This window comes from Duganella zoogloeoides, from assembly GCF_034479515.1.
GTDB lineage: Bacteria > Pseudomonadota > Gammaproteobacteria > Burkholderiales > Burkholderiaceae_D > Rugamonas > Rugamonas zoogloeoides.
In genome coordinates, this window is the sequence record NZ_CP140152.1 from 3,024,516 (window position 1) to 3,048,776 (window position 24,261).

The 24,261-nt window shown below is 64.5% G+C and carries 19 protein-coding genes and 1 pseudogene; 10 read left to right on the plus strand and 10 right to left on the minus strand.

The window, feature by feature from the left end; genetic code table 11:
• Nucleotide 1 precedes the first annotated feature (1 nt).
• The 4 genes from SR858_RS13375 to SR858_RS13390 form a co-directional block, all read right to left on the minus strand.
• Nucleotides 2-559, minus strand: coding sequence for a SiaB family protein kinase (locus SR858_RS13375; RefSeq protein ID WP_019921300.1), 558 nt, complete (start codon nucleotides 557-559; stop codon nucleotides 2-4).
• Between the two features lie 11 nt (nucleotides 560-570).
• Nucleotides 571-1,791, minus strand: a complete 1,221-nt coding sequence (locus SR858_RS13380; RefSeq protein WP_019921301.1) for a SpoIIE family protein phosphatase — start codon at nucleotides 1,789-1,791, stop codon at nucleotides 571-573.
• A 70-nt stretch (nucleotides 1,792-1,861) separates the two neighbouring features.
• Nucleotides 1,862-4,552: a bifunctional diguanylate cyclase/phosphodiesterase gene (locus tag SR858_RS13385; protein ID WP_019921302.1), complete on the minus strand. Its 2,691-nt coding sequence runs from the start codon at nucleotides 4,550-4,552 to the stop codon at nucleotides 1,862-1,864.
• 79 nt (nucleotides 4,553-4,631) lie between these two features.
• A complete protein-coding gene (locus SR858_RS13390) occupies nucleotides 4,632-6,929 on the minus strand; it encodes an FdhF/YdeP family oxidoreductase (protein ID WP_019921303.1) in 2,298 nt (765 codons plus the stop codon).
• 138 nt (nucleotides 6,930-7,067) lie between these two features.
• Between SR858_RS13390 and SR858_RS13395 the strand changes: the two genes are divergently transcribed.
• The 4 genes from SR858_RS13395 (at nucleotide 7,068) to SR858_RS13410 (ending at nucleotide 10,526) form a co-directional block, all read left to right on the plus strand.
• A complete protein-coding gene (locus tag SR858_RS13395; RefSeq protein ID WP_019921304.1) occupies nucleotides 7,068-8,039 on the plus strand; it encodes a YihY/virulence factor BrkB family protein in 972 nt (323 codons plus the stop codon).
• A 65-nt stretch (nucleotides 8,040-8,104) separates the two neighbouring features.
• On the plus strand, nucleotides 8,105-8,995 hold the full coding sequence (locus SR858_RS13400; RefSeq protein ID WP_019921305.1) for a hypothetical protein: 891 nt from the start codon (nucleotides 8,105-8,107) through the stop codon (nucleotides 8,993-8,995).
• Nucleotides 8,996-9,067: 72 nt separating this feature from the next.
• On the plus strand, nucleotides 9,068-9,796 hold the full coding sequence (locus tag SR858_RS13405) for a carbon-nitrogen hydrolase family protein (RefSeq protein ID WP_019921306.1): 729 nt from the start codon (nucleotides 9,068-9,070) through the stop codon (nucleotides 9,794-9,796).
• Between the two features lie 52 nt (nucleotides 9,797-9,848).
• Nucleotides 9,849-10,526, plus strand: a complete 678-nt coding sequence (locus SR858_RS13410) for a hypothetical protein (RefSeq protein ID WP_019921307.1) — start codon at nucleotides 9,849-9,851, stop codon at nucleotides 10,524-10,526.
• 40 nt (nucleotides 10,527-10,566) lie between these two features.
• Here SR858_RS13410 and SR858_RS13415 read toward each other — a convergent pair whose 3' ends face one another.
• Nucleotides 10,567-12,840, minus strand: coding sequence for a putative bifunctional diguanylate cyclase/phosphodiesterase (locus SR858_RS13415; RefSeq protein WP_019921308.1), 2,274 nt, complete (start codon nucleotides 12,838-12,840; stop codon nucleotides 10,567-10,569).
• 186 nt (nucleotides 12,841-13,026) lie between these two features.
• On the opposite strand from SR858_RS13415, the gene SR858_RS13420 reads away from it, so the two are divergent.
• Complete coding sequence (locus SR858_RS13420) at nucleotides 13,027-13,797, plus strand: OBAP family protein (protein ID WP_019921309.1); 771 nt, start codon at nucleotides 13,027-13,029, stop codon at nucleotides 13,795-13,797.
• A gap of 1 nt (nucleotide 13,798) precedes the next feature.
• Here the strand turns inward: SR858_RS13420 and SR858_RS13425 are convergent, their stop codons facing one another.
• The 4 genes from SR858_RS13425 to SR858_RS13440 form a co-directional block, all read right to left on the minus strand.
• The gene (locus tag SR858_RS13425) at nucleotides 13,799-15,379 is read right to left on the minus strand and encodes an aminotransferase class V-fold PLP-dependent enzyme (protein ID WP_019921310.1); all 1,581 of its coding nucleotides are present in this window, start codon (nucleotides 15,377-15,379) and stop codon (nucleotides 13,799-13,801) included.
• A 64-nt stretch (nucleotides 15,380-15,443) separates the two neighbouring features.
• On the minus strand, nucleotides 15,444-16,820 hold the full coding sequence (locus SR858_RS13430; protein WP_019921311.1) for an ABC transporter permease: 1,377 nt from the start codon (nucleotides 16,818-16,820) through the stop codon (nucleotides 15,444-15,446).
• Nucleotides 16,817-18,241, minus strand: a complete 1,425-nt coding sequence (locus SR858_RS13435) for an ABC transporter permease (RefSeq protein ID WP_154819829.1) — start codon at nucleotides 18,239-18,241, stop codon at nucleotides 16,817-16,819. Before SR858_RS13435 ends, SR858_RS13430 begins: the two co-directional genes overlap by 4 nt.
• 14 nt (nucleotides 18,242-18,255) lie before the next feature.
• On the minus strand, nucleotides 18,256-19,065 hold the full coding sequence (locus SR858_RS13440; protein WP_019921313.1) for an ABC transporter ATP-binding protein: 810 nt from the start codon (nucleotides 19,063-19,065) through the stop codon (nucleotides 18,256-18,258).
• Between the two features lie 183 nt (nucleotides 19,066-19,248).
• Here SR858_RS13440 and SR858_RS13445 point away from each other — a divergent pair, with 183 nt between their 5' ends.
• From SR858_RS13445 to SR858_RS13465, 4 genes and pseudogenes are all read left to right on the plus strand, one after another.
• On the plus strand, nucleotides 19,249-19,452 hold the full coding sequence (locus SR858_RS13445; RefSeq protein ID WP_019921314.1) for a DUF2191 domain-containing protein: 204 nt from the start codon (nucleotides 19,249-19,251) through the stop codon (nucleotides 19,450-19,452).
• A gap of 288 nt (nucleotides 19,453-19,740) precedes the next feature.
• Nucleotides 19,741-21,111, plus strand: a complete 1,371-nt coding sequence (locus SR858_RS13455) for an acetylxylan esterase (protein WP_019921315.1) — start codon at nucleotides 19,741-19,743, stop codon at nucleotides 21,109-21,111.
• Between the two features lie 207 nt (nucleotides 21,112-21,318).
• A complete protein-coding gene (locus SR858_RS13460; protein WP_154819830.1) occupies nucleotides 21,319-21,876 on the plus strand; it encodes a hypothetical protein in 558 nt (185 codons plus the stop codon).
• A 20-nt stretch (nucleotides 21,877-21,896) separates the two neighbouring features.
• Nucleotides 21,897-22,034: pseudogene (locus SR858_RS13465) on the plus strand (endoribonuclease L-PSP); the annotation flags it as partial.
• Here SR858_RS13465 and SR858_RS13470 read toward each other — a convergent pair.
• Entirely contained in the window at nucleotides 22,031-23,137 is a 1,107-nt protein-coding gene (locus tag SR858_RS13470) for an S-(hydroxymethyl)glutathione dehydrogenase/class III alcohol dehydrogenase (RefSeq protein WP_152880079.1), read from the minus strand. The pseudogene SR858_RS13465 and the gene SR858_RS13470 overlap by 4 nt on opposite strands.
• Nucleotides 23,138-23,262: 125 nt before the next feature.
• Between SR858_RS13470 and SR858_RS13475 the strand changes: the two genes are divergently transcribed.
• Nucleotides 23,263-24,261, plus strand: coding sequence for a GlxA family transcriptional regulator (locus tag SR858_RS13475; protein ID WP_019924360.1), 999 nt, complete (start codon nucleotides 23,263-23,265; stop codon nucleotides 24,259-24,261).

Genomic DNA, 24,261 nt, shown 5'->3' on the forward strand with positions numbered 1-24,261 from the left:
GTCAGATGATGGCTTTGATGCAGAAAATGGTGGTGTCCGGCTCGTTCGGTGACGGCGCAAACTCGAATTCCAGCGGCTCGCTCGCTTCGCGCGCCATGGTCAAGAACCCCAGCCCGGCGCCCTTGCTGTCGGCCGGCACTTCGGCGCGCAGCGCCTGCTTATAGGCGGCCTTGATTTCATCGACGGTCATGGTACGCAGTCCTTCCAGGCGGCTGCGCAGTCCCGGCACGCGGTCGGTGGATACCGGATTGGCGCACAGCAGGAAGAAATGCTCGCCGCTGGTGCCGATGCAGAACGAGCCGCGCCGCATCTGTGCGTCGCGCTGGTCGGCCGGCGTGAGCGCCTCGGACGAATAGTGCATGATGTTTTGCGACATCTCGACAAACGCCGAGAAGATGCGGCGCCGCGTGGGACCGGCCGCGCCCGCGCTGTCCATGCGCGCGCGGATGGTTTCGGAGATGGCGGCCACCACCGGCTGCGAAAAATAGCCGGCATAAAAGAAAATGACCTGGCGCTTTTGCGCCACTTGCCATAGTTCGTCGAATTCCTCGTACAACACGGTGCTACTCCTTAGGGACGGCAACAAAAGAAAGTGAGGTCGTCGCGGCGCGGCTGTGGCCCTTGCCACGCCGCCAGCGCCTCGAGCACGCCGCCGGACAGCGCCGGGGCGCTGGCGTCGGCGTTTTCGGACAGCAGTTCGCGCACGCGGCGCTTGCCGAAGGCGATCGATTTCGGCCCGCCGATCTGGTCGATCAGGCCGTCGGTGGTGACAAACAGCAGCGTACCCGGCGTCAGCTCCACCACGTGGGTCGGCCACTGCTGGGCGGGATCGGTATCGACATAACCGAGGCCGGCGCGCTCGCCTTCGACCACCAGCAACGATTCGCCCGGGGCCAGCAGGTGCAGTGCGATGCGGGCGCCGGCGAAATACAGGCGCCGGGTACGCGGTTCGAACCACAGGAAGGCGGCATCGAGGCCGTCGTCCGATTCGGCGACGGCGCGCTGCTCGGTGGTCTGGCCCAGCAGCGCCTTGATGCCGCCGCTGACCTCCTGCAGCAGCCGGCCCGGTGTGCGCGGTCCCACGCGCAGCAGGGCGCCGCTGAGCACCTGCGAGGCGATCAGCGTCATGAAGGCGCCCGGCACGCCGTGGCCGGTGCAATCGCCCAGCGCCACGAACCAGCCGTCGTCGTGTTGCTCGACCAGGTAAAAATCGCCGCCGACCAGGTCGCGCGGCTGCCATTCGAGGTGGGCGTCGGCGAGTTTGGCCAGTGCGTCGCGCGACGGTTTCAGGACCGCGCGCTGGATCACGCTGGCGTACTCGATGCTGTGCATGATCTGGCGGTTGCGCTCGGCCTGCATATTGGCCACCACGTTCATCAGTTGCAGGCCGAAGCCCACGCCGGCCAGTTCGCCTTCGCGGGTGATGATGAAGCCGTCGGCCAGCGCTTTTTCGCCGGAAGCGACGGCGCGGAAGGTCAGGTCTTCGATGCTGACATCGCATTCGACGATCAGCGGTTCCTTGTCCATGAAGGCGATGCAGCTCTTCTTGCCGTACAGTTCCTGGTAGAACGGCTTGGACATTTGCGACATGAAGATGTTGCGGCTGATCAGGCCGATCGGGCGGCCGCCGTCCAGCACGGGCAAACTCATCAGATCGCGGCGCTCGGTGAACAGCGCGTGCACATCGGCGTTGCACGCTTCTGCCGCGATGGCTACCGACTCGCGGCACAGATCGGCCGCAGTCGACTGGCGGTAACGCGGCAAATGCTGGCGGGAGGCGTCGAATTCCACAGTTCACCCAATCAAATAAAAATGCATACTAGCAATTCAATATGACCTCGATATGACATTACCGTGACCACTAGCTCACTAATGAAAGCTTCACACGGTTGTCGAGTTCAGCCAGCGAGGCCGCCATGGCCGCTGCCGATACGGGCCGTCCCAGCAGATAGCCCTGGGCCTGGTGGCAACCGAGCTCGCGCAGCAAGGCCATCTGGGCCGGGGTTTCCACGCCTTCGGCGACGACCGTCATGCCCAGCGCGCGCGCCATCGAGACGATGGCCTGGAAGAACACCCGGCCCTCGTGCGAACGGTCGAGTTCGCGCGTAAACGCTTTATCTACCTTGAGGCCGTCGAGCCGCAGCCGCTGCAATTGCGACAGCGACGAGTAGCCGGTGCCAAAGTCATCGACAAACACGCGCACGCCCAGCGCCCGGATCGCGGTCAGCTCGGCCTGCACATCGACCTGGTCGGCCACCATCGCCGATTCGGTGATTTCCACTTCCAGCAGGTGGGCGTCGAGTTCGTACTGCGCCAGGTGGCGCGCCAGCTGGGCGGCCACGCTGCCGTAACTGAACTGGCGCGGCGACACATTGATCGATACCGGCACCAGCGGCAACCCCTGGTCGCGCCAGGCAGCCAGTTGCGCGCAGGCCTGGCGCATCACCAGCTCGCCCAGGCGGTTGATCAAGCCGCTCGCTTCGGCCAGCGGAATGAATTGCACTGGAGGCACCATGCCCAGCGTGGGATGCTGCCAGCGCAGCAGCGCTTCCATACTCACCGGCTGGCCGCTGACCACGTCCACGCGGGCCTGGTAGTGCAGGCTCAGCTGGCCGGTGTCGATGGCCTTGGCCAGGCTGTGTTTCAGGTGGGCGCGGGCGCTCAGCAGCACGTACTGCGATGCGTCGAAGAAGCGGTAATGGCCTTTTTGCTCGCTCTTGGCGGAAAACAGGGCAATGTCGGCGTGGCGCAGCAGGGCTTCGTGGTCGGCGCTTTCGCCGCAATAGCGCGGATAGCAGCTGATGCCGATCGACGCCTCGATGCGGTACGCTTCCACGCCCAGCGATACCGGCTCGGCCAGCACGGCCAGCACCCGTTCGGCCAGCAAGGCCAGCTCGGCGAGGTCGTTGCCTTCGCCCGCCGGATCCACCAGCAGCAGGAATTCGTCGCCGCCCATGCGCACCACGCGGTCGCCGGTGCGCATCAGGGCCGCCAGGCGCTGCGCCGCCACTTGCAGCAACTGGTCGCCCACGCCGTGGCCCAGGGTGTCGTTGACATGCTTGAAATCGTCCAGGTCCACCAGCAGCACGGCCAGCGCGCCGTAACGCTCAAGGGTGGCCGCCAGGCGGCGCGGCAGCTCGCGCACCAGCCATTGCCGGTTGGGCAAGCCGGTGAGCGGATCGTGCAGCGCCAGGTGTTCGATGTCGCGTTCGTGCAGCTTGCGCTCGCTCACGTCCTGCAAGGTGATGGCCAGGCAGTCGCCCACGCGCACGATGCTGCGCCGGCCCCAGCAGATATTCAGGCGGCCATCGCCGGCCATCTGCCGCTCGTCTTCGTAGTTGCCGTCCTGTAGCGCCTTCAGATAGACCGGCAGCAGCGTCGTGCCGAACACGCCCTGGTCGAGGGCGGAGATGCGGCGGCCGATCAATTGGTCCCGTTCGAGCCCATAGAAATAGGCGCCGCGCGCGTTGCAGTCGATGATGTCGAAATCGATGACCGCGCCGGTGCCGTCGCGCACGGCGGCGGCCAGGTAAAAGCCGTCGCTGCCGTGCTCGGTGGCCATGCGGTAGGCCTGGTGCGCGGCCTTGCGGCGCACGCGTTGGCGCTGGATGCCGCGGCTGTAGTGCGTGGCCAGCGCGCCCAGCAGCAGGGTCAGCAAGCCGAGCCAGAAGGCGCGGTTGCGCCGCCGGGTCCAGTCGGTGGCGGCTGGCGCCAGCGCTTCAAGCGCGGTCATGCCAGCCACTGCCAGCACCGGGTAGGCGCTGGAATGGCGCCAGCTCACCAGCCGTCCGGCGTGATCGTAAAAGGCGGCGCCCGGCAGCAGGCGGGTGCCAACGCCGCTCCCCAGTTCGGGCGCCGTGGCAAACAGCGATGCGCCGGGCGCCAGCGTCACCGTATTGCCATGTTCTTCCATGCGCAAGGTGCTGGCGTCGCCGAGCACGGCAACGATGCCGTTGCCGCCCAGCAGGCGCTGGTTGTAGAACGAGGTCAGATAACGGGCGTCGAGCGTGAGCGCCAGCACGCCGGCAAAGCCGTCGTCGCGGGCGTCCAGGCGGCGCGTAAATTGCACGAATTCCTGGTTGGCCTGCAATGCTCCGTCCGGCACGATGATGCGCAGCGCCGATGAGTTATTCGTCTGATGAAACGGGAATGAGGCTGGCACGCGGCCGGGGGTGCTGTGAGTGCGTCCGGCGTGGCGACGTCCGACGCGGCTGAGCAGGCGGCCGTTGGCGTCGTAGATAGCGATCTCGGCAAACGCGGGATCGGTAAACATGCCGTCGCGGTACAAGGCATCGAGCTGCAAGGTGCCGCCGCTCTGCTCCCAGCCGTGCTTGAGCTGCATGGTGACCTGGTCCATCTGGGCGATGCTGCGGGTCAGGTAGTGCTCGAACGCATCGACGTGCGCGGCCAGCTCGCGCCGCGCCGTCTGCTCGACGTCACGGTGGGTGCGTTCGGCGCTCACCACGGCGTGATTCCAGCAGGCGGCCGCTGCCAGCATGGCCAGCAGCAGCCAGGCCCAGGGCCAATATCGTGAGGCGAACGAGCGCAACATAACATCCAGGGGAACAAAAGTTTCCTGATGTTATCTCAGCAGTATGTCACCCGCGTGACATTGTGTGATTTTGCGGCAGTTATCCCGCCGCTGCCATCAACCGCACTGAAATTGCCTTGGCGGCCGGCACCATGCTCTCGAGTGCATGGTGTTCGAGCGGCAGCAGCGGATTGCATTCCGGGTAATAGCCGGCGATGCAGCCTGGCGGCACGTCATAGCCGACCAGTTTCAAACCCGGCACGGTGCGGACCACCCCGTCATCGGTCACGCCGTGCACGTCCACCATATCTCCTTCCGCCAGGCCCAGGCGGGCAATGTCTGCCAGGTTGACCAGCAAGACCTTGCGGCCGCCATAAATGCCGCGGAAGCGGTCGTCCTCGTTGTACACGGTGGTATTGAACTGGCTGTCGCTGCGGATGGTAAACAGGCGCAGCACGTCGCCGTCAATTGGCCTTTGGTCCGGGTCTTCCTCCAGCGTGGCCGGGGCAATGAAATTGGCGCGGCCGTTCGGGGTTTTCCATTCGCGGTGCGCAGCCGGCACCGGACGGCGAAAACCGCCCGGCTGCCACATGCGCGCATTGAAATCCTTGAAAATGTCGGGGAAGGTCACCGCGATGGCGTCGCGGATGCGGCTGTAATCGGCCACCCAGTCGGCCCACGGCACCAGCGCGGCGCGTTCGGGCGGCAGCATCGCTTGCGCCAGTCCGGCCACGATGGCCGGTTCCGACCACAGCGTGTCGGCGGCCGGTTCGGCGCGGCCGCGCGAGCCGTGCATGTAACCGGTGCTGTCTTCCACCGCCACCGACTGCTCACCGCCCGCCTGCCGGTCGATCTCGATCCGGCCCAGGCAGGGCAGCAGGTAATTGACGGCGCCCGGCACCACGTGGCTGCGATTGAGCTTGGTGGCGATCTGCACGTTCAGGCGCAGTTGTGACCACGCCGGTTCCAGGCGGTCGGTATCGGGCGCGGCGCGCAGGAAGTTGCCGCCCAGGCCGACGAACGCCTTGACGGAACCATCCATCATGGCGCGGCAAGCGGTCACGGTATTCAAGCCCTCGTCACGCGGCGGCGCGAAGCCGTACTGTTTTTCCAGCTGATCGAGCGGCGCCAGCTTCGGTTTCTCGGTGATGCCCACCGTGCGCTGGCCCTGCACATTGGAGTGGCCGCGCACCGGGCAGATGCCGGCGCCCGGTTTGCCGATATTGCCGCGCAAGAGCAGCAGGTTGGACACCATCTCGACGTTCTGCACACCGTGCCGGTGCTGGGTGAGGCCCATGCCATAGACCGCGATCACGCGCTTGGCAGCGGTATAGGTGGCTGCCGCTTCTTCCAGCGCCGCGCGCGCCAGGCCCGACTCGCCCTCGATGGCAGCCCACGACGTGGCGCGTACCGTGGCAGCGAATTCGTCGAGGCCGGCCGTGTGCTCGGCAATGAACGCGGCATCGAGCACGCGCGCGCCGCCGGTTGCCTGCGCCGCGTCGTCGCGCTCGATCAGCACCTTGCACAGGCCCATGAGGGCAGCGCTGTCGCCGCCTGCTTTCACTTGCAGGTACTGGGTGCTGATCTGCGTTTCGGCGGTGCTCAGCATCTCGGCCGGCGATTGCGGATTGGCGAACGACAGCAGGCCGGTCTCGCGCAAGGGATTGAAGGTAATCACGGGCACGCCCTGTTTGCGGGCGGCCTGCAACTGGTGCAACATGCGCGGGCTGTTGGTGCCCACGTTCTGACCGAAGAACAGGATGCAGTCGGTCTGTTCGAAATCGTCGAGATTGACCGTGCCGATCGGCACGCCGATAGTCTTGGGCAGCGCCACCGAGGTGCTTTCGTGGCACATGTTCGAGCTGTCCGGCAGATTGTTGTTACCGTACAGGCGCGCGGCCAGCTGGTACATATACGAGGTTTCCAGCGAGGCGCGGCCGGATGCGTAAAACACTGCGCTCTTGGGATCGAGCGCCTGTAACTCGCGGCCGATTTCGTCGAACGCCGATTCCCACGCCACTTCCACGTAGCGGTCGCTGGCCGGGTCCCAGCGCAGCGGCACGGTCAGGCGGCCCACGGCCTCGAGCTGGTGGTCGGACCAGGTGCGCAATTCAGTGAGCGTATGCTGATGGAAGAAGTCGATGCCGACGCTTTTGCTGGTGATTTCCCAGGCCGTGGCCTTGGCGCCGCTTTCGCAAAATTCGAATGGATGCGGATTGGCGGGCTTGGCCCAGGCGCAGCCCACGCACGCATAGCCCTCGGCCTTGTTTTGGTGCAGCATGATGTTGCCGCCCTTGAGCAGCACACCTTCTTCGAGCAGTATGGTACCGACTTCCTTGACGGAGCCCCAGCCGCCGGCGGGATGGGGATAGGGTTCGGCGTGCGTTACTTTGGTCATCGGAGGTCCTGGGCTTAGTGATCGGCTTGGTTGGATTCCAGTGTGCTGTACCGCCCTTCCCGCTTCCGTGCGCGTGCGCACCGACCGCAAAATGCGCTGGCGGCGACCATGCGCTTATTGCCACCAATTGTTAAATCCATGACTACCACCACCATCGATCAGGATGACCCCGTCGCCCGTAACCGCCGCCAAATCGCCCTGCGTGTCAAGCAGGGTGGCCTGTCTGCCTGGCTGTACGCGGTCGCGCAGATGGCCAAGTCGGCTGCCATGGCCTGGCTCGACCGCCGCGCCGCCAGCAAGGGCGCGGCGCTGACTTTGTACGTGCTGTTTTCGCTGGCGCCGATGCTGATGCTGGTGGTGGCGCTGGCCAGCCTGTTTTTTGACGAGGACGTGGTGCGCACCGCGCTGCTGACGGAACTGGGCGGCCTGACCGGCTCCCAGGGCAGCGAAGCTCTAAAGGTGATCATTGCGGGTGCGCGCCAGGCCGATGGCAGCCTGGCGGCCAGCATCATTTCCGGCGTGATCGTGCTGGTCACGGCCACCAGCGCGTTCGCGGAACTCAAGGAAAGCCTGGACGAACTGTGGCAGATTCCGCCGTCGCAGGGCTCGGGCGTGTGGCTGTTCATCCGCGAACGCTTCCTGTCGTTCGGCCTGTTGATGGTGCTGGCGCTGATGCTGATGATGTCGCTGTCGATCAATGCCGGCCTGGCGGCGTTCCAGAGCAGCTGGGCCGATCCCACCGATCCGGGCAAGATCCTGCAATACGCGTTTTCGGCGCTGTCGATGATCATCATTACCGTGGTGTTCGCGTTCGTGTACAAGTACCTGCCCGCCACCCGCATCGCCTGGGGCGACGTGATCGTGGGCGCCATCCTGACCGCGCTGCTGTTTTTGGTCGGTAAAGTGCTGATCGGGCTGTACCTCGGCCACGGCGACTTCAGCAGCTCTTACGGCGCAGCCGGCTCCATCGTCGCGCTGATCACGTGGATTTATTATTCGGCGCAGATCTTCTTTTTCGGCGCCCTGTTCACCCACGAATACGCGACCACGCTGGGCAGCCGCCGCATTGACGGCGGGCCGGGCAAGGATGGCGGTTCGGGCGTGCGTTAAACATGACCGTAGGGTGACCGAGATAAAAAACTGCTAACATCGCCCTTTGTCTGTCGATCCCGTTTATGCGCCTGGCTCTTCCGCTGCTGCTCTCCTGTCTGCCACTGTCCACCCAGGCCACCGACTGGCAGGCATTCCACTGGCAGATGGGCAGCTTGCAAGGCGGGCCGGTGGAGCGGCTGGGCGTGGTGCTGCCGGTCACCATCGACGGCATCGATTGCTACGCCCAGCTCGACACCGGCGCCAATGGCGGCGTGATCTGGCACGCGCAGCCGGGCGCCCCCCAGGCGCCGGCCGCTGCCGAAGCACGCAAGGTGCTGGTGGAAATCGCGGGGGCGCGCGCATACGCCAGTGCCGAACCGGCCATCCTGGCGCGGCTGACCACCGCGCTTTGCAAGCAGACCGTGATCGCCAGCCTGGGCAACGCTTTTTTCGAACAAGGCACGCTCACGCTCGACCTGGGCGGCGCCCGCCTGTCCTATGCGCCGCAACCGCTGCTGGCGAACGACGCCAGCGCCCAGCCGCTGTTCTACGCGCGCTGGACCGGCACCGGCGGCCATCCGCTGGTCGAGGTCGCGCAGCATGGCCGCGCACCCGGCTACGCCCTGCTCGACACCGGCGCCACCCGCTTCGGCCTCACCGCCACCAGGGCCGAGGAATGGGCAGCGCTCACCGGCAACGCGCCGCTCCAAGCCAGCGACAAGGTACGCAAATACTCGGTCAGGAGCTGGGGCCGCGAGGTCGATTGCTACGAGACCGGGGCCGCTGGCGACTTTAGCGTGGGGGCCGTCGCAGTGGGCGCGGTGACGGCTGCGTATTGCGTGAACCAGGGGTTTGACGCGCCCGTGCGGCTGATCGGCGTGCTCGGGTTGAAGCCGCTGGGAGACCGGGTGGTTACCATCGACTACCCGAGCCGGCGGTGGAAACTGGCACAATCTTCGACCGTCGCACCGTGATCCATTTTCCTGACGACGGATGCATCGCCCGCGCGGCAGCAACGGCGCCGAACCAGTGACAGAGGAATCCTTATGAAGCTCGCTGCTGCACAAATCGCGTCGATGGCTGGCGATATCGATAAAAATATCGTCAAGCATGTGCAATTGGTGGAACGCGCTGCCGACCACGGCGCCGATGGCATCTATTTTCCGGAACTTTCGCTGACCGGATATGAGCCCGGGCTGGCCGAAACGCTGGCGCTGCAGGCGTCCGACCGGCGCCTCGATGAATTTCAGCGCCTGAGCGATCGCCTCGGCATGCTGATTGCCGTCGGTGCGCCCATGCGCGCCAACGACGGCATCGAGATCGGCATGATCGCCTTTCAACCGGGCGTGGCGCGCCGCGTCTATGCCAAGCAGCTGTTGCATGCCGATGAACTGCCATTTTTCGTACCTAGCACGCGGCAGCAGCTATTCACTTTCGGGCACCAGGTATTGGCGCCGGCCATCTGCTACGAGTCGTTGCAACCGAACCATGCGCAGCAGGCGGCAGACGCGGGCGCGCACATCTATTTCGCCAGCGTGGCCAAGTCAGCACGCGGCGTCGCTGCCGCGTATGCACATTATCCGGCTATCGCCAGGCAGCACGCGATGACCGTATTGATGGCCAATTGCGTGGGGCCGGCCGATAACTTCGTGGGCGCCGGACAATCGGGTATCTGGAATACCGCCGGTGAACTGGTCGTGAGCGCAGAGGCAACCGGCGAGGCGCTGCTGATTTATGATTTTATAACTGGCGCAGGTGACTTGTTGGCGTTATAGCCTGCCGTGCGTTACGATGGCGGCCTCCCCCGTTTTATCAAGAAAATCATCGATGCATAGCAAAATATTTGTGCCGGCATTGGCCGGCGTTTTATTGATCAGTGGCTGCAGCAACCTGGCCGAGCAGCGCGCCCAGCGCCTTGCCGCGATTCCCGAAGCAAAACTCGCGTATGTGATCGGCACCTATGCAGTCGGCTGCGAACGGAACAAGGACCAGTGCCGCCAGTTGTTCAATTCCATTTCGACCTCTTACCGCAATGTGGATGACAAGGACTTTGATTCCGGGTTTGGCATCGTTACCGGAAAAACGTTCGGCGATGACACGGCGCTTGACTTCGCCAACATGGAACGACGCGAAAATGGCATCTATTTTTGCCACACCCTGCCGGCTGGCCGGTACAGCGTGTTCGCCTACAATTTCTACAATTTTGCAGGGGGCGGCAGCGGCTATTCGATGAGCAAGGAACAGCAGTTCAACGTGCCCTTCACGCTCGCTGAAGGGGAAGTGGTCGATATCGGCACCCTGAAGATCACCGCCGCCAGGGGCAAGAACCTGTTCGGTATGAGTTTGCCCGCGCCGGGCGTGCTGCTGCTGTCCGGTGCGCGGGACGGCGCGGTTGCCAAGGCACTGCAGAAATGCCCGGAAAGCGTCCGCAACCGCCCCGTGCGCACTGTCACCCTGCGCGCCGAGGGTGTTACGCCGTACGTCATGGCCGATCCCAAGCCATAACCCCCGCCCAACCGGCTGCCGGCACCAGCGGTGACTGCTGTCAGCGGTTGCTCTCGCGGCGCTGCGCCGCAAACCGCAGCAGGTCGGCGGCGGCCACCGGCCGCGAGATATGGTAGCCCTGCAGGTAGTGGCAACCCATCGCATCGAGCGCGTCGGCCTGGCCGGCGGTTTCCACGCCCTCGGCCACCAGTTGCAGTCCCAGGCTCTGCCCCATGGCGACGATGGTCGCCACCAGCGCGTGGCTGCGCGGGCTGTCCACCATGCCGGTCACAAAACTGCGGTCGATCTTGAGTGTGTTGATCTCGAACTGGGTCAGATAGCTAAGCGACGAATAACCGGTGCCGAAGTCGTCGAGCGAAATGCTCACGCCCAGCTCGCGCAGCCGCCCCAGCGCCGCCCGTACCTGTTCGCCGTTACCGATCAGTACCCGCTCGGTCAGCTCCAGTTCCAGCCGCTGCGGCGCCAGGCCGTGTGCGGCCAGCGCCTGCTCCACCAGCAAGAGGAACGCCGGATCGAGCAACTGCCGGGCCGAGACATTGATGCTGACCGCCAGGTGCGGCAACTGGTCGCGCCACGCGCCCAGCTGGCGGCACGCCTCGGCCAGCACCCAGGCACCGAGGTCGATGACCAGGCCGCTGTCCTCGGCCACCGGGATGAAGCGGTCGGGCCCCACGTGGCCGAGGGTCGCGCTCTGCCAGCGCAGCAGGGCTTCCACCTTGTCCATGCGGCCGGTGCGGGCATCGACGATCGGCTGATAGACCAGCCGCAGCTCACTGGCGGCAATCGCCCCGCGCAGCGCGCCGTCGATCACCAGCGCTTCGCGCGCGTAGGCGCTCATGCCGGCGTCGAATAACCGCAACGCTCCCCGGCCCGATTTCTTGACGTCGTGCATGGCAATATCGGCGTTGCGCACCAGGGTATCGGCCTCGTCGCCGTCGCTGCCCTGGCAGGCCACGCCGATGCTGGCCGACACCGTGATGGCGTGCGGCGCCAGGTCGAAGCTGCCCCCCAGCGCGTGCAAGATTCGCTCGCCACAGGCAGCGGCCTGCGTCGGCGCCATGCCGGCGGCCAGTCCCGGCAGCACCACCACGAATTCGTCGCCGCCGAAACGGCCCAGCAAATCGCCGTCGCCCACGCAACTGCGCAGCCGCGCCGCCATCTGGCGCAGCAATTGGTCGCCGGTGGCGTGGCCGAACGAATCGTTGATGCGCTTGAACTTGTCGATGTCGATGAACAGCACCGCGCACTGCTGGCCGGCGTCGCGGGCGCGGACCAGCGCCTGGTCCAGTTCGATGCCCAGGCCGTGGCGGTTGAGGGTGCCGGTGACACTGTCGTAGTGGGCGGCGCGGTAGAGCTGATCGTCTTTTTTCTTGCGGTCGGTGATGTCCATCACCAGCATCATGCACAACAGCTGGCCGCGCTCGTAGTGCGGCGAGGCGATCAGCTCCACCGGCAGCTCGAATTCGGTCCCGTGGCGAAATACCGTGGTCTCCACGTAGGGATAGGTGGCGGCGCTGGCAAAGCGCTGGAAATGGCCGGCCACCGTAGTGCGGGTGACGCCCGTCATCCAGTCGCCGATATTGCTGCCGATTAGTTGCCGCATACCGGGCGCGCCCAGCAAGCGGACGCAACGTTGATTGGCGGTGCGGATCACGCCGTCGCGGTCATAGACCAGGAAGCCTTTGCCCAGGCTGTCGATGGCGTGGGTGTAGCGGCGCTGGATCTTGTCCTGCACCGCGTGGATCAGGCACAGCATCGAGACCGACTTGACCAGGAACGACCAGATCAGCCACAGCTCGATCAGCTGCGGCACCAGGTGCATGCCGTTGGCCAGGTTGAACACGCCACGCAGCACGAACACCACCGCCAGCAAGCGGTAGCCGGAACGCTGGCTCAACAGGCGCCAGCCGATCCACAGGAAAGTGAGGCCATAGATACCGGCAATCACCGATGCAATCGACCGGGAATGACCGATGGCGACGAATACGCCATAGCAGGCAAAACCAAGTCCGACGGACACAGCGGCCGCGCGCCGCAGCCGCGCCGGGTTCAATTTTCCAAGGAAGGCTTCGGTACCGGCCCAGAAACCGGCCACGCTGACCGTCAGCGTGAGCGCGGCCAGTACGGTCTTGGGCAGGTACTGGGGGCCGAGGCTCCAGCAGACAATGCCGAACGAGAGCGCAAACTGACCGACGGCCCAGGCCAGCGCGTGCTTTTCATCGTTGTGGCGCCACCACAAAAACACCAGCACCATGCACAGGACGAGATCGACCCCGAGCGAAAAAAGAATAAAAACCTGTGAATCTACGTTCATCTGGGCGTCGATTTGCGTGGTGATTAGCGCGAACGATTGTAAATCAGTCTAAGAATTGAGCGCCACTTTTATTTCTTAAAGGAAGGATTTCAACCACGGCATCGGCCATGCGCCATGCGGGCGACGTTGTCGGCCTGCTGTGACTAGACTTGCAAGACCCTCTTTTCTCAGCCAAGGAGACCCGCCATGTACCAGCTCATCACCCGCCTGAATGGCTGCGCCCTCGCTGCCGCAGCCCTGACCTGCCAAGCCCAGCCGACAGCCCCACCGGGCGCCGACAAGTCGGCCCACACTCGCGCGCTCGAATTGGGGGCCAAAGTCTTGCAGGGCAATGGTCCGCTGCCGGGCTTCCATATTTACCTGGTGGGATTCCACCCGATGCGCGACATGCCGGAAAACCAGATCGAAGCGCACCATTACTGCCAGCAGCAGAACGAAGACTTCGCCCAATGTGTATTATTCGACGGCAGCAGCCGCAGCGCCAATCTGCACGGGGTCGAATACATCATCTCGGAGAAACTGTTTGCCACGCTGCCGGCAGCAGAGCGCAAGTACTGGCATCCGCACAACGGTGAAATCCTCAGCGGCCAGCTGATCGCGCCCGGACTGCCGGCGGCGGCGGAAAAATCGCTGATGCGCTCGAAGATGAACAGCTATGGCAAAACCTGGCACATCTGGAACACGGGCCATCATGGCGAACACAACGACACACTGCCGTTCGGCGAGCCGATGCTGGCCTGGTCGTTCAATCGCGACGGCGAAGCCAGGCCCGGGCTGGTGGAGCAGCGCGACCGCCGCCTGGACGTGGATACCAGCCACATCCGTAGCGAGCGCAAAGAATTGCGCGAGCTGGCGCGGCCGCAAACCGGAGTCGATGCCATGCAAGGCCAGTTTGCGCGTCCCACCAGCGGCATCCCGGGCGTGGTCGATAGTGGCAGCGCCGGCAAATCGGACTAGTTCAGCACGCCGTAGCCAGTAGGGCCGTGCCCAATTGGCGCTGTTCGGCGACGATTTCGCGCAAGTGCGCCGGCGTGGTATGGACATTGCTGAGCACCACGCGCAGCACCGTGATGCCATCGGCAAACGGTGCGCGCTCGAGCACCGTGCGCGACACGAAACTGTGGCCGTTGGCCTTTTGCCGCTCCTGCAAGCGCGCATTGAGCTCATTGACCTGGCGGTTGACGATGGTCGCCTCATCCACGCGGCCGGCGGCCAGCAATTGCGCCAGGCGCTGCCCCAGTGCCGGCGGCAGGAAGCGGTAGGTCAGGATGAAATTGTCCGAATTGCTGGTCAGTTCGAAATCGGGCTGGGCGGCGATCAGTTCACGCATGGCGGCAGCCAGGCTGGCGGCGTGACCGAGCAGCGTGGCATAGCCGCCCTCCCCCAGCAGCTTGAACGACACCCACAGCTTCAAGGCATCGAAGCGGCGCGAGCCTTCCAGCGAAGTCTGTCCCAGGTCGCCCGAATTGCTGCGGATGATGTAGTTGGCGTTGTGTTTGAGCAGGTCGAGGCTGGCCGGGTCGCGCAACAGTACCATGCCCTGCGCCATCGGCACCCAGAACAGCTTGTGGCCGTCGATCACCACCGAATCGGCCGCTTCGATGCCGGCATACAGCGGCCGGAAACGCTCGGCCATCAGCAGCGCCCCGCCCCAGGCGGCATCGACGTGGAACCAGGCCTGTTCGCGCTGCGCGATGGCAGCCAGTTGCGCCAGCGGATCGATGGCGCCGGTCTCGGTGGTGCCGGCAATGCCAACGATGGCGACGATGCGGATGCGGTCGCGCCTGAGCGCGGCAATGGTGTCGTCGAGGGCCGCCAGGTCGATGCGGTTGTCGCCATCGACCGGGACGCGGTACAGCGCGTCCTCGCCCAGGCCCAGCGTGCCGAGCGCCTTTTTCAGCGAATAATGGGCGCGCGCCGAGGCGATCACCGCCAGGCCGCGATGGCCGGACTGCTGCATCGCCGCGTAAATGCCATGCTTGCGCACGCCGGGCAGGGTACGCTCGAGCGCCACCGCCAGCGCGGTCAGGTTGCCCATGGTGCCGCCATTGACGATATTGCCCAGCGCGTGGTTTTTGGCGCGCATGGCGTCCGCGTACAACGCATCGGGCGCGCGATAGACCATGCGGTGCATCCAGCCGAGCACCTGTTTTTCCACCAGGGTGGACGCGTAGGCGGTTTCGATCTTGACCTGGTTCTGGTTCAGGGTGGCAGTGAGCGCTTCCACCAGCACCGTCATCCAGGGCAGCGCCTGGGTCATGTGGCCGATGAACTTGGGGTGGTTCAGGCGCGCGGTATGGGGCAGCAGCTTGCGTTGCAGTTCTTCCAGCACATGCACAGGCGCCATGCCGCCCGCGGGCGGCGCCAGCTCGGCGAACAGCGGCAGCAGCTGGTCGATGGGCGTGACCGGATACGGCGACCTGCCCTCGGGCGTCATCCAGTCGCGCACCATGCCTGCCATTTGCTGCAGCACGTCCGCATCCACCTGTTCGACCGCGAAGTGCCGATTCAGCAATTCGCGCAAGTCGCTGTCACTCATCTGCCACCCTTCAACCCAATGCGGGGTGGCAGTATAAAACAAAGTGGCAAAAAAGTGCTTCAGATCAGCGTTCGCCACCACCTTTTATGCGCACCAGCCGCCAGGCACCGGCCGCAAATACCAGCCAGGCCAGCAGGCATACCGCTGCCGCCGCGCGCCACGGGGCTGGCGCCGCGCCTGGCGCCGGCGCGAATACCGGCTGGTGGGCCGCCTGCGCCGGTCCGAACGGCAGGTCGGTAAACAGGTAGCCATAATAGAAATTGCGCAGCGCCTCGTGGAAGCTGCTGATGCGCTGCTGGTACGCCAGTTGCGCCGGCAGGTCGGTGGCGGCCAGCCGGTGCAGCACCGCCTGCACACCGACGCCGGGCAGCACCCAGCCCAGGCGGTCGGTCCAGGCCTGGCGTGCCAGCAGCCCGGCGCGGTATTGCTGCACCTGCCCGGCCACGCTCTCGTCGCCCAGCTGGTGGAATGCGAAATACCACTTCCAGTGGAACCCTTCCGGCAGCGGCGCGCTGTGCTGCCATTGCGGGTGGCCGAGATAGAACTTGCGCATGGTCTCGTCGCGCGGCACTTCCCAGGCGCCGTGCACCACCTGGCGCTGCGCCAGCATCAGGTCCACGCCCTGGTGCACGGGAATGGCGCGGGTAAGCGCAACGTTGGCCAGCGTGGGCAACACCAGCGTGAGCACCGCCCACACGCCCATCAACGCGGTGGCATTGGTGACCGAGCGCCGGCCGTGCGCCCCGACCAGCAGCGACACGCCGATCCAGAACGCCAGGTAGCTGGCCGCCACCGCCAGCACGATGACGCTCGCCCCCATGTCAAGCCCGGCCCACCCGGCGCCGGCCAGCACCGGCAAGACCAGGCAGGCCAGCAGCAGCGCGAAGCGCAGCGCCACCCGGCGGCGCCACAGGCGGCCGCCATCGGGCATGGCCGCCAGCATGCGCAGCCGGCCCGATTGCCGCTCGCTCGACACCAGGTCGTGCAGCAGCGCGATCACGAACAGCGGCGCGAGGTAAATCAGCACGAAGGCGAAGTCGAACCTGCCCGGCAGCGCCACCTCCGGGTTGAAGGTCTCGCCTTCGTAGAGCTGCGCCTGCAGGCCGAGCGCACGGATGCGCAGCGCGTACGGCGCCACGTCGCGCAGGCCCAGCGCCAGGAAGGCGGCGTCCGCCGGTGCATCCCAGGTGTGGTGGAACGTGTAGTAGGCGGCGCTGCCGGCGTTGCCGCCGGTGGCATTGCGCGTGGTCGCGACAGCGGCGTCCTGCGCCTGCAAGGCCGCCAGTTGGGCAATGGTGTCGCGCTGGCGCGCCACTTCCTGCACGCCGGACCACACCGACAGCGTGGATAACACCAGCAACAGCAGCAAGGCCACCACCGACAGGCGGGAACGGGCGATCAGGCGCCATTCGAAAGTGAGCCAATCTATGGAAAAATTCATCGCACGGCCCTCCCCAAACGTCCACCCAGCCACCAGGTCAGCCCCGTCAGGGCCAGTATCCACAGGATCAGCGCGGCGCCGGCAGGCGCCGCGCGCAGCAGGATTTCATCCACCTGCGCCTGGCGGTAATGGAATGGCGGGAAGCCCTGCCAGTGGCTGTTCGAGATGCGGTTTTCCTTGCCGGCCTGGCCTTCGTCGGCGTAGTGCACTTCTTCCGCATGCAGTTTATTCAGGCCCTGGATCAGCGCGTAGCGATAGGCTTCGCCCTGCTCGAGGAAGCTGCGGAAGCTGGCCAGGTCGGTGCCGGAGGCCGTCATCGACAGGCGCCGCAGCGCCAGCGCAGGACTGAGCCAGCCGGCGTGATCGATCAGGCGGCTCTGCGCCTGCTGCCGGTCCATGCCGGCCGCAGCGTAGCGGTTGAACAGTTCCGTCGAACGGCGTTCGCCTTCCATGCTCACCAGCCCTTTCAGGTTGACCGGCAGGTCTTCCACGCGGGTGACGTTGTATTGTTTGAGCAGGCCGTCGCGGAAGGCGGCGAACTTGGGATCCTGCGGGTTGTGCGAGTCGCCCAGCGCCAGGTAGTCGCGCTGGACGTTGATGACGTTTTCGTAACGCGTGGGCAGCGCCACGGCGCTGCTGGCCAGATCAGGAATCCAGCGCGGCAGCAGGATCACCGCTACCGTCCACACGGCCAGCAACACCAGCAAGGCGTCGCGGCCACGCGCAAACAAGGTCGAGACCAGCACCACGCCCAAGGACCACAGCAGCAGCCAGCCGGTATAGCCAGCGGCCAGCAGCAGCACCGGCAGCCACGGTGCGTGGCCGCTGGCGGCCATCCAGGCCAGGCCGGCCAGCGCCGGCAGCAGCATCAGTGCGGTAAAGCCGCACAACGCCAGCAGCTTGCCCAGCACCAGCTGGCGGCTGGCCACGCCCTGCGCCAGCAGCACCCGCAAGGTGCCCGACTCGCGCTCGCGCGCCACGGCCGCGTGGCCGAAGAACACCAGCAGCAGCGGCGCCAGCACCTGCAGCACGAACGCCGGCGTCAACTGGCCGAAGCGCAGCAGCAATGAGGTCTGGCGCACGTCACCGAAGTTGGCGCTGTTCTGCTGGTGCCCTTCGACGAACAGCGTGCTGCCGGTGTAACCGTCGATACCCGGATCGAATGCCGCCAGCGGGTTCACCGGCCGGAACAGGAAATGGCCGTAGTGGACCATGCGGTGCGGGTGGCGGTCGGGCTGGGCCTGGAATTCATGGTTCGACTGGGCCTGGTAGCGCGCCCGTTCGGCATTGGCGCCGCGCTGCTGTTCGTACGCGGTCAGCGCGGCCACCAGCATCAGCACAGTCAACAACAGCAGGCCGACGACGGCGGCGCGGTCGCGCGCCAGTGCGCGCCATTCCTCCAAGGCGATGCGTTTGATCATGGAAGCGGCCATGGTCATGCTGCCTGGCCGGACTGCGCGGCAGGTGCCGCAGGTGCCACTGGTGCCGCCTGGGCAGCATAGCGGCGGTGCAGGGCGCGCACATCGAAGCGGTCGGCGCCGGTGGCGGCCACCTCCTCGCGCAGGCGCCCCGCTTCCAGGAAGCCGATGCGGTCGGCGACGTCGGCGGCGCTGAGCAGGTCGTGGGTCACCATCAGGATCGCCACGCCCTGGGCGCGCAACACGCCCAGCAGGCGGTTGAACTCCGAGGTGGCTTGCGGATCGAGGCCGGACGTCGGTTCGTCGAGCAGCAGCGCCGGCACCTTGCGCGCCAGGGCCAGCGCGATCGCCACCTTCTGCCGCATGCCCTTCGAGAAGCCGGCCACGCGGCGGTCGAACGCCGCCGCATCGAGGCCGGCGGCGCCCAGGGCTTGGTCGATGGCGGCGGCGTCTTCCTGCTGGCCGGCCAGGTGCAGCAGGTAGCCGACGTTTTCGCGCGCGCTCAAATGCTCGTACAGGGCGACATTCTCCGGGATATAAGCGAGGTGGCGGCGTGCCTGCCCCGGTTCGCTCACGGGATCGAAGCCGTTCACCTTGACCGTGCCGGCAGTGGGCGCGACAAAGCCAAGGAACAGGCTGACGCTGGTAGTCTTGCCAGCGCCATTGGCGCCCAGCAGCGCATAGATCTCGCCGGCGCGCACCTGCAAATCGAGCTGCTGCAAAATGATCTTGCCGCCATAGCCGGCCACCACGGCGGTGGCGTCAAGCACGGGGCGGCCGCCCGGTTGGATGCCCTGCGCGGGCGGGTGAAAACTGTCGATGGTCAAGCAATTCTCCTGGTCGGATGGGGTAGAAACACTGTAATCGCAACATGGTTGCGTTTACTAATGAGAATAGTATCTCATTAGAAGCATGTAGCGCCAGCCTCATCCACGCTCGTTTGCCTGATATTTGCGCACGCTTCGAAAATCGTCGAGTATGGCCCTCGGCCACAATGACTGGAGAGCACCATGCAAACCACGGTGACAATCAGCGACGAGTTGTATGCGCAAGCGCTGGAAATGGCTGACCCCGGCATGGAGAAAGGACAACTGTTCCAGGAAGCGATTCAAACCTTCATTCGGGTGCAAGCCGCCAAGCGCCTGGCGGCGCTCGGGGGCGCAGCGCCGGGAATGAAAGATGTGCCACGCCGCCAAACTGAATCTGCAAAATGACAGGGGTACTGCCAGAAGCCAGACCAGCTCCGCTAGCCGCTGCAACAGGATTGACCGAGCGGGAAGCGCTATTCGGTTCAGGTTGCGGCCTGGTCGATATGTCTTTGCTGACTTCGACACTAATGACGCCGGGGGCCAAGTTATGGACACTGGACAAGCGCCAGTCGGCACTTGCCAAGCGCTTTGCGGTCCTGCACTGACATTACTGCACAGTGCGAAAACGCTCAATCCCGTGATTGTTCACGCCGCCGTAGCAATCCCGGGGATATCACCCGCTACTATTTCGGCATGAAACCTCTGACCTTTACCAAGCCCCTCGCCGCCACGTTGCTGGCTTTCTCCCACCTGATTGTGGCCGCTCCGGCGTTGGCCGGTACTCCCGTCAAAATCGGCACGGTCGCCGTCGTCCCGTCCGACGCCACACTTCAAGTGAGTCTCGACCGTGCGGACTGGACCTACGCGGTCGGGCAGGCTGCGACGTTCCGCGTCAAATTCAATCTCGCGCCCTACCCGGCCGAAGGCGTGACCATTTCCTATCGCCTGGGGCCGGACATGCTGGAAGGCGCCGAGCGTACGGCGATCGTGCCGGAACAGGGTTTGAGCCTGCCTGCGACGGCGCTCGCGCAACCAGGTTTCGTGCGGCTGCTGGTCAAGGCCACCGTGCAGGGAAAAGTGCAGGAAGGCCGGGCCACGGCCGCGTTCAGTCCGCAGAACATCGTGCCGGTGCAAACGGAGCCGGCGGACTTCGACCAGTTCTGGCAGGCGCAAAAGCGCGCGCTGGCCGCCGTGGCGCCGCAGTTTACGCTGACGCCGGCGCCGGCGCTGTCGAACGAACAGGTGGAAGTGTCGTACCTGACCTTCCAGAACGTGGCGCAGCCGCCGGGCGGGCGCCCCACCCGTATCTATGGCGTGCTGTCGGTGCCGCGCGGCGCCGGGCCATATCCAGCCGTGCTGCAAGTGCCGGGCGCCGGGGTGCGCGGCTACAAGGGCACGCCGGAGATGGCGGCCAACGGTTACGTCACGCTGCAGATCGGCATCCACGGCATTCCCGTCAATCTGCCCGACGAGTTGTACGAGCAGCTCAACTTCGGCGCGCTGGAGAGCTACAACCGCTATAACCTCGACAACCGCAACGCCTATTACTATCGCCGCGTGTACCTGGGCGCCTTGCGCGCGCTCGACTACCTCGCTCAGCACCCGAAGTGGGACGGCAAGAACCTGGTGGCGCAAGGCGGCAGCCAGGGGGGGCAGCTGGCGATCATGGCCAGCGCGCTCGATGCGCGCGTGACCGCCACCGTCGCGTCGTACCCGGCCTACAGCGATGTCACCGGCTACCTGCACGGGCGCGCGGGCGGCTGGCCCGGCCTGTTCCGGCAAGATGCCCAGGGCCGCGTGCAAGACCAGCCGGTGGACGCCAAGGTAACCACCAGCGCCTACTACGACACCGTCAACTTCGCCCGCCGCCTGCGCGCGCCGGTGCTGTACTACGCCGGTTTCAACGACATGGTGACGCCGCCTACGTCCACGCTGGCGGTGTTCAACGTGATCACCGCGCCGCGCGAACTGGTGCTCGATCCGCAGCAGGTACACTTGACTACGCCGGAGCATCGAGCCACCATCGAGCGCTGGCTGGCGCAACAGGTTGGGGCAAAGCCGTAGGTGTTACTGTAGTCGAACAATAAAGTTCGACACAAATGCGACTAACAAAATTAATGGGGGAAAGAAATGGTAAGAGTCAGCGCCAAGAGTCTTTGTCTGGCCGCGTTTTTGTTTCTGTCTTTTAACTCTCATGCTGAAGATTTGATACAGATCCATTTAGTATCCGGCTACTCCACACTAAGGCAGGCTGTGACGGAATCATCGATTGTGGCAAAAATACAGGTTACTTCAATTTCTCCTGTTCTGGATGTAGCTGTAAAGGAAAGGCCTGCTTGCGGGTTTCTGTATGGTGCAAAAGTCATTCAGTCATTCAAGGGTGGTTCCGATAATTTTAATTTTTTCATGCCATCGCAAGTTGGGTTGTTTTCTCCAGGAAAGAATTATCTGGCTTTTGTCAAACATCGAACGACAGATGAGCAGAACATTATTTTTTCAAACTTTGATAGTGCAATGAGTCCATCTGAGAGCTATTCGGCCAGATGCAGGTTCAAAAGTGGTTTTTATGTATCGGCAAATTTTCCTCTTGTTTTTCCTTTTGATATGGATGCGGGAAAACAGTTTGGTGGGCAGTGGTTAGTTGATACGCCTGGAATAATTTTTTGTCAATACGAGGTGGATTATTCGGAAGAGAATGATAATTTTTCCAGAAAAAATAAGTTGGGAAAATCTTTTATGAACTGGTTGGAGGTAGAGCGTCTGATCAAAAAATCCAACAGGTGGTTTGATTTTTTTCGACAACATACAACTGATTCGTGTATTGAATAAACGTTTGTATGGAAGAGAATTTCGAGAAGGTATGGCAGGTGCTACCGGAGTACTGGGGCGAGGCGCCACACCCGACCCTGACGAGCGTGGGTGTGACGTGGTTGTTCGGGTTTCAGTTCGAGATCAAGGTGATCGCGCAGCTACCCGTGGCCGGTTAATACAGCACGACCGAGCGGATCGACTCGCCGGACTTCATCAAATCGAAGCCCTCGTTGATACGCTCGAGCGGCAGGCGGTGCGTGATCAGGTCGTCGATATTGAGCTTGCCGTCCATGTACCAGTCGACGATCTTCGGCACGTCGGTACGGCCACGGGCGCCGCCGAACGCGGAACCTTTCCACTCGCGGCCCGTCACCAGCTGGAACGGCCGGGTCGAGATTTCCTGGCCGGCCGCCGCCACGCCGATGATGAACGACTGTCCCCAGCCCTTGTGGGTGCACTCGAGCGCTTCGCGCATCAGTTGCGTGTTGCCCACGCACTCGAAACTGTAGTCGGCGCCGCCGTCGGTCAGTTGCACGATGTGGTCAACCACGTTCGGCGTGTCTTTCGGGTTGATGAAGTGCGTCATGCCGAACTTGCGCGCCATCTCCTGGCGGTTCGGGTTGATATCGACCCCGATGATCTTGTCGGCGCCGACCATCTTGGCCGCCTGGATCACGTTCAGGCCGATGCCGCCCAGGCCGAACACCACCACGTTGGCGCCCGCTTCCACCTTGGCCGAGAACACCACGGCGCCCACGCCGGTGGTTACGCCGCATCCGATGTAGCAAACCTTGTCGAACGGCGCATCCTCGCGGATTTTCGCCAGCGCGATTTCCGGCACCACGATGTAGTTCGAAAAGGTGGAGGTGCCCATGTAGTGGAACAGCGGCTTGCCGTCGAGCGAGAAGCGGCTGGTGGCGTCTGGCATCAGGCCCCGGCCTTGCGTGGAACGGATGGCCTGGCACAGGTTGGTCTTGCGCGACAGGCAGAATTTGCACTGGCGGCATTCCGGGGTGTACAGCGGGATGACGTGGTCGTCTTTTTTCAGGGTGGTCACGCCGGGGCCCACATCGACCACGATGCCCGCGCCTTCATGGCCGAGAATCGCCGGGAAAATGCCTTCAGGATCGGCGCCGGACAGCGTGTAGTAGTCGGTATGGCAGATGCCGGTGGCCTTGAGTTCGATCAGCACCTCGCCGGCGCGCGGGCCTTGCAGGTCCACTTCCTCGATGGTGAGCGGCGCGCCTGCGCGCCAGGCTACGGCTGCTTTGGTTTTCATGGTGGTTCCCTTTGCTTGAAGATGCGCGATTCTGGCACCCGCAAGCCTGCGCGTGGGGCGGCGCGCCGGAGAATGGCAGGATTTGGTGCAATAATGACCGGATTTTCTCCTGATACCAGCGCTTCATGACAGTCACACCCGCAGCAATCACCATCGACATCGTGGTCTACCCCGGCTTCAAGGCCATGGAAGCCGTCGGCCCCATGTCCGTTTTCGAGTACGCCAACCTGCATTTGCAGCGGCGCGGCCACCCGCCCGGCTACGACGTGCGCATCGCCTCGTGCCAGGCCGGCCCGGTACGTTCCGACACCCTGATGTCGCTCGACGCCACCAAGGCCCTTGATCCGCTGGCATTGCCCGACAACGCCATCATCGTCGGCGCGCGCCACATCCGGGAAGCGCTGGTGGACAGCGCCGCCATCATCGCATGGGTGGCCGCCGTGGCGCCGCGCATCAAGGCGTTGACGGCGCTGTGCTCGGGCGCCTTTTTCCTGGCCGCCGCCGGCGTCCTCGATGGCAGGCGCGCCACCACCCACTGGAGCGTGGCCGAGCGGCTGCAAGCCGAGTACCCGGCCATCGAAGTCGATGCCGACGCGATCTTTCTGCGCTCCGGCAATGTATGGACGTCAGCGGGCGTCACCGCCGGCATCGACCTGGCGCTGGCGCTGGTGGAGGAGGACTACGGCCGCGACCTGGCGCTGGAAGTGGCCACCGAGATGGTCGTGTATCTGAAACGCCCGGGCGGACAATCGCAGTTCAGCGCCCACCTGCTCAGCGAGCGCACCACCCGTCCCACCATCCGCGAGCTGCAGAACTGGATCCTCGAGCACTTGGACGAAAAGCTCACCGTGGCGCAACTGGCGCAGCGCGCGATGATGAGCGAGCGCCATTTCGCCCGCGTGTTTCAGCAGGAGGTGGGCCTGAGCACGCAGGAGTTCATCGAGCTGTGCCGGTTCGAGCGCGCCACCCAGCTGCTGGCCGACCTGGCGCTGCCGCTCAAGACGGTGGCGGCGCGCGCCTGCTTCACGGACGAAGCCCATATGCGGCGCGTGTTCATGAAAAAGCTCGGCATCACGCCGCGCACGTACCGCGAGCGCTTCGCCACCACCGGGGTCGATGGCTGA